Source organism: Candidatus Thiodiazotropha sp. AKAK3, from assembly GCF_058244645.1.
Genome location: NZ_JBSYOQ010000027.1, coordinates 1 through 9481, shown reverse-complemented (window position 1 = coordinate 9481; position 9481 = coordinate 1). Strand labels below are relative to the sequence as shown.

The window sequence follows — 9481 nt, the reverse complement described above, 5'->3', positions numbered from 1 at the left end:
CATGGCCCCACCCTACAGTTTATATCGACAGGTAGGGTGGGGCCATGCCCCACCAAATCGCGCTGGAAATTCACAAACCACCTGGAATCTTCTGCAGATTCTTAACTATCACCACAACTGACTTTGTAGGGTAATCAGGTAAACTTTGAGAGTGGGTGGCACTCGAAAATAAAGCCTCAAACATTCTCCAAGATATAGTCTACAAATGCCCGGTCAGCGCGGGACAGGTAACCCCCTTTTTTCCAGGCCAGAGAGAGATCTAGAAACACAGGCTCAGAGAAAGGTACCGCAACCAAGTCCTGTTGAACATCCTGTTCTACCACCATGCGCAGGAAGGTGGTGATACCGAAGCCTTGTCGAACGATCGCCTTGGTCAATGGAATCAGATTGGTCTCAAAAGCAATGATCGGCTCCTGTTGGCGTTGGTGACTGAAGCGATCAATAAACTCCCGTAAAAAATAGCCCTGTTTGAAGACTACCAATTCATGGCTGAAGAACTCTTCCATACTGATGCACTCTTGTTTCGCAAAAGGGTGATCCTTTGGTACACAAGCCACCATCTCCTCACGGGTTAAAAACCTGGTCTCCAGATCCGCCGGAGGGGCATCCGCCACGACAACCCCTAAATCGAGTTCCCCTGCACGTATCATCTCTTGCAGGCGACGTGTACCTTGCTCAAAAACAGAGAGCCTCAATTCATGATAGCGATGTTTGAATCCCATCAGAAAAGGGGGGAAATAGTAAGAGCCCAACATACTTGGAATGCCGATCCGAACCTCGCCTTTCGTCAAGCCTTTAAGTTCACTCATCTCCAGTTCAGCCACATTGGCCTGCTGCAATAGCTGTTCGGCATGGCCGAGTAAGACTTCGCCTTCGGTGGTTACGGTGATCTGTCGCTCACTTCGCTGAAGTAGAGTGAGATCCAGTTCTGACTCCAGCTTCCGGATCGCGATACTGATGGCGGGTTGTGCAATATGGAGATGACGAGCTGCTGCGCTAAAGCCCCCCTGATCAACCACTGCCTTGAAATAACTCAGTTGCTTTAAATTCATAAATAAATAATATAGAAAATATTAAAATAATATATTTTAATTATAGATGATCCCTCGCTAAGCTCAATCTTCCATTTCAGACAGATTGAGAAGATGATTCAGACCCACACAACAGAATTCTGGCGAGCAACAGTGGCACTATGTGTCGGCTCGATCATGGTGTTCAGTAATCTATACATCACCCAGCCTCTGTTGCCACTGATTCGCGAAGTGTTCGCTGTCGATTCTCTCCAGGCCACAATGAGTCTATCTGTGGCAACCCTCTCACTGGGGGGGGCTCTGCTGTTGCTTGGGCCACTGTCAGATGCCGTAGGTCGGCGGGTGGTCATCCTTACCAGCCTGATTCTCTTGTGCCTGACTACCTTTGCTGCTGCATTTGTTACCGACTACACACAGTTATTGGTGTTGCGGGGTATGCAGGGGGCTTTCATTGCCGGTCTGCCCGCTGCAGCGATGGCTTATATGGGAGAGGAGTTTGAGCCAAAAGGGCTGCTTCTGGCAGTGGGTCTCTACATTGGTGCCAACTCACTTGGGGGGGTGGCCGGTCGTTTGATTAGTGGTCTGGTTGCCGCTGAGTGGGGGTGGTCCTATAGTTTTATGACGTTGGCTGGATTCGATCTTATCTGTCTGATCACTGTTGTCTGGTTGTTACCTGCCTCAAGTCGCTTTAAGGCTAAACCTTTGAGTCTGGGGCATGTGATGAGTGGTCTCTCCGGCCACCTTCGTAATCCCCTGATACTGGCCGCCTGCTTTATCGGCGGGCTGAACTTTATGATTTTTGTGAATCAGTACAGCTACATCACCTTTGTTCTGGCTGATGAGCCATTCACTCTTACATCCTCCTGGTTGGGATTGCTTTTTCTGACTTATCTGACAGGCACCTTAGCTGCCGGCTTTTCTGGACGACTGGTGCACAATCGCTCCCAGCCAGTAGCCATAGGCGTGGGTATTGCGGTTTTTATGATCGGTACCTTGCTCACTTTGAATCAGCAGCTGAACTGGATTATTGCCGGCCTGTTTATCAATGCACTGGGATTTTTCTTTACCCACTCACTGGCGGCAGGCTGGGTCGCTGGGCATGCAAAGAGCGCTCGAGGCAGTGCTACATCGCTCTATCTGATGTTCTACTATGCCGGAGCCACCTTGGGTGGTTTCTATCTGGAACCCTTCTGGCGCTGGTTGGGTTGGTCAGGTGTTGTTGCCGGCTCACTTCTGATATTAACCATCACCCTGAGTCTGGCTGTTTGGCTGGGTAGATATGAGCGTAGATACAGTAGAACCGGCAGTGAGTATCCTGAAGAAACCCTAGTGGGTGCAAGGGTAGCGGTCAATTCTGCATCGAAGCTATTTTCTACAAAATCAGGTACTTGCTATTAGAATGGAGCAGCCAACTGATTTTTTAGGTTAAAACAAAGGCATAGCTTCATTGCTGCCCCACTTACTTTAACTATTACGTTTGTAACTGATTCATTGTTGCTGGTTTCTATTGCAGATTGAGAATTGAGACATGAAAAAAGCATTGTAAAGTAGAGAGTCACTGCTAGAAAAAACTTACAAGTCATCAGTATTTTAAATAGGTGGGAGAGGGGCTGGGGGAGAGGGGGGTGAACAAACACCCTATTTTCTCCAACAATCAGCAAGAAAAATATGATTGATCAATGCGCTTTTATCAATCAATCAAATGAAACGCTTCGCGTACACCCTCTCCCCAACCCCTCTCCCGTAAAGGGAGAGGGGCTTTCAGAGTTGTTCTGAGAAGATTGAAAGTTAATCGGGCAGCAGTGGCATAGGTTTTATCTGTTGAAGACTCATGACGTGAGCTTGTGGCTGTGTGATAATTCTGTCCATTGAATAATTTCGTAAGATCACAGATGAGGATTCACCGAATGGATGAAAACCGTACAAAGGCCTTGAGTGCTGCTCTTGGACAGATTGAGAAGCAGTTCGGCAAAGGCTCCGTCATGCGTATGGGCGATACCAATGCCATCAGAAATATCGAGGCTATCTCGACTGGCTCGATCAGCCTGGATGTTGCCCTGGGTGTGGGAGGCCTGCCCAAAGGTCGCGTGGTTGAAATCTATGGTCCGGAATCTTCAGGTAAAACCACGCTTACCCTGCAGGTGGTTGCCGAGGCTCAAAAGGTAGGTGGCACAGCGGCCTTTATCGATGCAGAGCATGCCTTGGATCCTCAGTATGCAGAAAAGCTCGGAGTCAATGTGGATGAGTTGCTGGTCTCTCAACCGGATACCGGCGAGCAGGCCCTCGAGATTACCGACATGTTGGTACGATCCGGTGCAGTTGATGTGGTGGTTATCGACTCGGTGGCAGCACTGACGCCAAAGGCTGAGATCGAAGGGGATATGGGCGATTCTCATGTGGGACTTCAGGCTCGTCTGATGTCGCAGGCGTTGCGTAAACTTACCGCGAATATCAAACGCACCAACTGTCTGGTGATCTTTATTAACCAGATACGTATGAAGATTGGTGTCATGTTCGGTAGTCCGGAGACCACCACCGGTGGTAATGCGCTGAAATTCTACTCTTCCGTACGCCTCGATATTCGTCGTATCGGCGCCATCAAAAAGGGTGATGAGGTCGTGGGTAACGATACCCGTGTCAAGGTGGTTAAGAATAAAGTGGCGCCACCATTCAAACAGGTTCAGTTTGAAATCCTCTATGGCGAGGGTATTTCACTACAAGGTGAGATTATTGAGCTGGGTGTTAAACAGGGCATAGTTGATAAATCAGGGGCCTGGTACAGCTATAACGGTGACCGTATTGGTCAGGGTAAGGAAAACGTACGTAATTTTCTCAAGGAAAACCCTGACATTTCCAACGAAATCGAAACACGTATCCGTGCTGAACTCTTACCTGTAGATGAAAAGGAAGAGAAATTGGAAGAGGCAGAAAGCTGAGCGAAGCCGACTCCGACTACACTGATATCGAAATCTCGGCGGTCAGATTTCTGGCCGCTCGGGAGCATTCCCAAGAGGAACTCAGGCGCAAACTCCTCAAGCGTCATTACGACTCCGACCAGATCGAACGGGTATTGGAAGAGTTGAGCGCTTCCGATCTACTTAGTGATGCCCGTTTTACAGAGGCCTTCGTAGAGAGTCGTATCAGGAAAGGGCAAGGCCCTGTTCGTATTCGGCTGGAACTGCGTGAGCGGGGGGTAGCCAGTCAACTGACTGAAGAGGCATTGGAAGCCTATGCCGATCAGTGGTGGAATCTCCTAAAGGAGGTTCATGACACCAAGTTTGGTTGCGAGAAGGCCGATTCCAATAAAGCGCTGGCTAAACGGGCTCGTTTTCTCGAATCACGAGGTTTTCCTGGCGAGCTCATCCGGGCATTGTTGTTGGACTAGTGGACCGCAGGCCTACTAGACACCATCTCTCTTAACTTCATAGAACATAGAGATGCTTGCACCATTCTGTGGCAAAAAAGGTGTTTGCAATCTCAAGCTTCAGCATGTGGAATCCTGGGATTTTTTGTCTATACTCCCGAACCGGAATTAATCAGAGGTTCCCAAGGTTTTTATACAACCAAAAACGGGCATTTTTTCTCTGATCCTGTTATCTTCTATTGTTTGTTTTTTAACGGTAATTTAACGCTCTAATCATGAAAACCAGCGCTGACATTCGCAAAGCCTTCCTGGACTATTTCGACCAACATCAGCATCAGGTGGTCACCAGCAGCCCCTTGGTTCCGCAAAACGATCCGACGTTGCTTTTCACAAATGCCGGTATGGTGCAGTTCAAGGATCTATTTCTTGGGCGCGAGAAGCGGGATTACAGCAGGGCGGCAAGCTCTCAGCGCTGTGTCCGGGCTGGTGGTAAGCATAACGACCTTGAGAATGTCGGTTACACAGCCCGTCATCACACCTTCTTTGAAATGCTGGGCAATTTCAGTTTTGGTGACTATTTCAAGCGAGATGCCATCAATTATGCCTGGGAGTTTCTGACTGAGACTATAGGTCTACCCTCGGAAAAGCTCTGGATTACCGTTTACCAGGATGATGAAGAAGCGGCCGATATCTGGCTAAAAGAGATCGGTGTCGATGCTGACCGCTTTACCCGTATTGGTGACAAACCGGGCGGTAAGCGATATGAGAGCGACAACTTCTGGTCGATGGGTGACACAGGGCCCTGCGGACCCTGTTCCGAGATCTTTTACGATCATGGGGAAGAGATCTGGGGCGGTCCTCCAGGCACACCGGAGGAAGAGGGCGATCGTTACATCGAAATCTGGAATCTGGTCTTCATGCAATACAATCGGGATGCAGATGGTGAGATGACTGCATTGCCGAAGCCGTCAGTTGACACAGGTATGGGTCTTGAACGATTGGCCGCAGTACTGCAAGGCGTACACAGCAACTACGAGATTGACCTGTTTGCCCATTTAATAGAATCGGCGGCCAAGGTAACCGGATGCGACAACCTGCAAGAGAAGTCATTAAGGGTTATTGCCGATCATATTCGTTCCTGCGCTTTTCTGATTGTTGATGGGGTTTTACCCTCAAACGAAGGGCGTGGTTATGTGTTACGCCGAATCATCCGTCGAGCCATTCGGCATGGTTATATGCTGGGGGTGAAAACACCTTTTTTCCATAAACTGGTTGAACCGCTCTGCAAGGAGATGGGAGATTTTTACCCCGAACTTGAGAAGCAAAAATCCCAGGTGGAAAAGGTACTGCGCCTGGAAGAGGAGCGTTTTGCCCAGACCCTTGAACAGGGTATGAAAATCCTCGAAGAGACGATATCCACTCTGGATGGCAAAGTGATACCGGGTGAGACGGTATTTAAACTCTATGATACCTATGGATTTCCAAGAGACCTGACTGCAGATGTTGCCCGTGAGCATGACCTGAGTATCGATCAGGCAGGTTTTGATGAGGCGATGGCTGAACAGAGAAAGCGGGCCCAGGCGGCAAGCCAGTTTGCAGCTGGAGAGGCTATCGATCTTTCTCTGGATCAGCAGACTGCATTTACTGGTTATGATCAACTTGAGGAGAAAGCTGAGGTTGTTGCTCTGTTCCAGGATGGTGAATCAGTTGAGGAACTGAAACAGGGTGAGAACGGTATGGTATTTCTCAACCATACCCCTTTCTATGCTGAATCCGGTGGTCAGGTGGGTGATATGGGTTCCCTGGAAGGCTCTGGTATGTTGTTCGAGGTGGATGACACCCGTAAACAGGCTGGTGAACTGTTTGCCCATATCGGCAAGCTGGAAGAGGGCGCAATAAAAGTTGGTGATCAGGTGATTGCTCAGGTCAACGCCTATACCCGTCAAGCCACTGCACTCAACCACTCTGCAACACATCTACTCCATGCTGCGCTCAGGCAGGTGCTGGGTGATCATGTGGCTCAGAAAGGGTCACTGGTCGATGCAGAGCGACTGCGCTTCGACTTTTCCCATTTCGAACCGATCTCCCGTGAGCAACTGCAGACAATTGAGCAGATTGTGAACGAGCAGGTTCGATACAACCACGCTGTTAACACTGAACTCATGTCTCTTGAGCAGGCAAAAGAGTCTGGTGCCATGGCTCTGTTTGGTGAGAAGTACGCCGATCAGGTACGGGTATTGAGTATGGGGGATTTTTCCACAGAGCTGTGTGGTGGCACCCATGTCAATGCAGTAGGGGATATCGGTCTTTGTAAGATTACTGCAGAAACCGGAATTGCTGCCGGTGTAAGGCGTATAGAGGCAGTCACTGGTCAACGCGCTGTCGAACTGATGGAAGCTGATGAAGAGCGGGTTCAGCGTGTTGCCGATATGATCAAATCGGGACGGGATGAGATTGAGGAGAAGCTGACCCAGATTTTGGAGCGGAACCGTAAACTTGAAAAAGAGCTTGAGCAGTTAAAGGCCAAGCTGGCCAGTGCTGCGGGAAGTGATCTGGCCTCTTCAGCCGTTGCGGTTGGCGAGGTGCAGGTATTGGCTGCCAATCTGGAGGGCACTGATCCGAAATCATTGCGTGAAACAATGGATCAGCTGAAAAACAAATTAGGTTCAGCTGTTATTCTGTTGACGGCAGTAGCAGGTGGAAAGGTCTCTCTTGTCGCTGGTGTAACCAAGGATCTTACCGGAGAGATGAAGGCGGGTGATCTGGTTAAACTTGCTGCTGAGCAGGTCGGTGGAAAAGGTGGTGGTCGTCCCGATATGGCACAGGCTGGCGGCAGCAATCCTGATGCTATTCCCCAGGCTCTGGCCCTTGTCGAGCCCTGGGTCAAAGAGAGACTCAGCGGTAATTGATAAGCCTGGGTAGCTAGCGAAATCTTAAAACCAGGTTCCGATAATGGCATCAATAGCACTGCAGGCAGGTTAATACTCAATATAGAGTTTAAACCCACCAGCCAATAGTGTTAAATGTGCAACTTTTTTAATGGCGTTTATTTACAGGACATTGAACTGACATGGCACTCATAGTGCAAAAATACGGTGGAACCTCCGTTGGCAGTGTTGAGCGAATCTCAGCAGTTGCTGAAAAGGTCAAAGCATATCGGGAGAAGGGTGACCAGGTTGTGGTGGTTGTTTCTGCCATGTCGGGAGAGACCAACCGATTGATCGGCTTGGCAAGTCAGATAGACGAGGCTCCTGATCCGAGAGAGATGGATGTGCTGGTCTCCACAGGTGAGCAGGTCACCATTGCACTGTTATCCATGGCACTGCAAAAAATTGGCTGTCCGGCTCGCTCCTATACTGGTGGCCAGGTCCACATTCTCACCGATAGTGCATACAGCAAAGCGAGAATCCGGGATATCGATGCCGCCAGGGTAAAAGCCGATCTGGATGCTAACCGGGTAGTGGTTGTCGCTGGTTTTCAGGGTGTGGATGAGCATGGCAGTATCACTACCCTGGGACGGGGTGGGTCAGATACCACAGCAGTAGCAATGGCTGCAGCGCTAAAAGCGGATGAGTGTCAGATCTACACAGATGTGGATGGTGTCTATACCACCGATCCCAGAGTGGAGCCGAACGCCAGGAGACTGGAGCGCATCACCTTTGAGGAGATGCTTGAGATGGCCAGTCTTGGATCTAAAGTATTGCAGATTCGCGCGGTAGAGTTCGCTGGTAAATATAATGTTCCCCTACGTGTCCTTTCCAGCTTCGAAGAGGGCGAAGGCACACTGATCACCTTTGAGGAAGAGACAATGGAACAGGCAAAGATTTCAGGTATTGCGTTTAATCGCGATGAAGCAAAACTGACGATCCTGGGAGTTCCAGATCAACCCGGGGTGGCCCACAAGATCATCGGCCCGGTTTCGAGTCAGAATATCGAAGTTGATATGATCGTTCAGAATATCTCCCACGATACCGGGCGAACCGATTTCACCTTCACCGTAAATCGAAGTGATTTCAAGCGGGCCAAGGATATATTGGAACAGACCGCCACAGAAATGGGGGCTCGTGAAGTCCTGTCGGATGATCGAATTGTAAAAATATCCCTGGTCGGTGTAGGGATGCGTTCTCATGCCGGGATTGCCAGTAAAATGTTTGAAGTTCTGGCTACTGAAGGGATCAATATCCGCATGATTTCCACCTCGGAAATCAAGATTTCAGTCGTTGTCGATGAGAAGTATCTAGAGCTGGGGGTTCGTGCTCTGCACGATGCATTTGAACTGGAAAGCGAAGTTTGATCCTAAAATTAACCAAAACTTACAAATTTGGTATCATTTCTAGGTGTTTCAGGACTTTTTTCTCTTTTTAACACTCCATCCAATTGCTAAAATAGAAATACCGGTCCCGTACTACGGCGGCTTGGTTGGCAATGGTATGAGTCTGTAGGAGTGACTACAGGATGATACCAGTAACATAAGGAAACACATGGAGACTGGAAATGTTAATACTGACTCGCCGTGTAGGCGAAACTTTGATGATCGGAGATGAAGTCACTGTTACCGTATTAGGGGTAAAGGGCAATCAAGTTCGAATCGGTGTGAATGCACCACGAGATGTGACTGTGCATCGGGAAGAGATTTACGAACGAATCAAAAGAGAACAATCTGAAGAATCTTCATAGTTAGGATTTGAAAGACAAAAAAGACGAGGTTCATCACCTCACAAACAACTTTGCCAGGGAAGGCAAAGTTTTTTTGTTTATGGAGAAATAAATCTGTACAATCTCGTCTCCTTTTGGGGTGCTGTCGACGTAGTTACTAATTGACACGCAGGGCACAAAGCCTGGATACGTGGCAAGGAAGTCATACGAAATGACAATTCCCCCAAAAAGTAAAGAAACCGGAGAGATGGCCGAGCGGCTGAAGGCGCTCCCCTGCTAAGGGAGTATGGGGTTAATAGCTCCATCGAGGGTTCGAATCCCTCTCTCTCCGCCAAATAAAAAAAGGCCCCAATCGGGGCCTTTTTTTATTTGGCGGAGAGAGAGGATTTGATTCGAACCCTTCGTTCGAAAGGAACGCAGTGACGCAGAC

At 49.0% G+C, this 9481-nt stretch carries 7 protein-coding genes and 1 tRNA gene; 7 read left to right on the top strand and 1 reads right to left on the bottom strand.

The features are described from left to right. Positions 1–176: 176 nt before the first annotated feature. Positions 177–1052 (bottom strand): LysR family transcriptional regulator, encoded by an 876-nt coding sequence (locus tag AC4IE7_RS04980; RefSeq protein ID WP_490775708.1) that lies wholly within the window; start codon positions 1050–1052, stop codon positions 177–179. Positions 1053–1145: 93 nt separating this feature from the next. On the opposite strand from AC4IE7_RS04980, the gene AC4IE7_RS04975 reads away from it, so the two are divergent. The 7 genes from AC4IE7_RS04975 to AC4IE7_RS04945 all read left to right on the top strand — a co-directional run bounded on the left by AC4IE7_RS04975 (position 1146) and on the right by AC4IE7_RS04945 (position 9385). After that, complete coding sequence (locus AC4IE7_RS04975; protein ID WP_490775707.1) at positions 1146–2429, top strand: MFS transporter; 1284 nt, start codon at positions 1146–1148, stop codon at positions 2427–2429. A 509-nt stretch (positions 2430–2938) separates the two neighbouring features. Next, positions 2939–3967 carry a recombinase RecA gene (gene recA / locus AC4IE7_RS04970; protein WP_490775706.1) on the top strand — a complete coding sequence of 343 codons (1029 nt, stop codon included), beginning with the start codon at positions 2939–2941 and terminating at the stop codon, positions 3965–3967. Continuing rightward, complete coding sequence (locus AC4IE7_RS04965; RefSeq protein ID WP_490775709.1) at positions 3946–4416, top strand: regulatory protein RecX; 471 nt, start codon at positions 3946–3948, stop codon at positions 4414–4416. The genes recA and AC4IE7_RS04965 overlap by 22 nt, the downstream gene beginning before the upstream one ends. A 254-nt stretch (positions 4417–4670) precedes the next feature. Beyond that, the gene (gene alaS, locus AC4IE7_RS04960) at positions 4671–7304 is read left to right on the top strand and encodes an alanine--tRNA ligase (RefSeq protein WP_490775705.1); all 2634 of its coding nucleotides are present in this window, start codon (positions 4671–4673) and stop codon (positions 7302–7304) included. A 161-nt stretch (positions 7305–7465) separates the two neighbouring features. Then, the gene (locus AC4IE7_RS04955) at positions 7466–8689 is read left to right on the top strand and encodes an aspartate kinase (RefSeq protein ID WP_490775704.1); all 1224 of its coding nucleotides are present in this window, start codon (positions 7466–7468) and stop codon (positions 8687–8689) included. A 200-nt stretch (positions 8690–8889) separates the two neighbouring features. Continuing rightward, the gene (csrA, locus tag AC4IE7_RS04950) at positions 8890–9072 is read left to right on the top strand and encodes a carbon storage regulator CsrA (RefSeq protein ID WP_069126133.1); all 183 of its coding nucleotides are present in this window, start codon (positions 8890–8892) and stop codon (positions 9070–9072) included. A 220-nt stretch (positions 9073–9292) separates the two neighbouring features. Next, positions 9293–9385, top strand: a tRNA-Ser gene (locus AC4IE7_RS04945). The last annotated feature ends 96 nt before the right edge of the window (positions 9386–9481 follow it).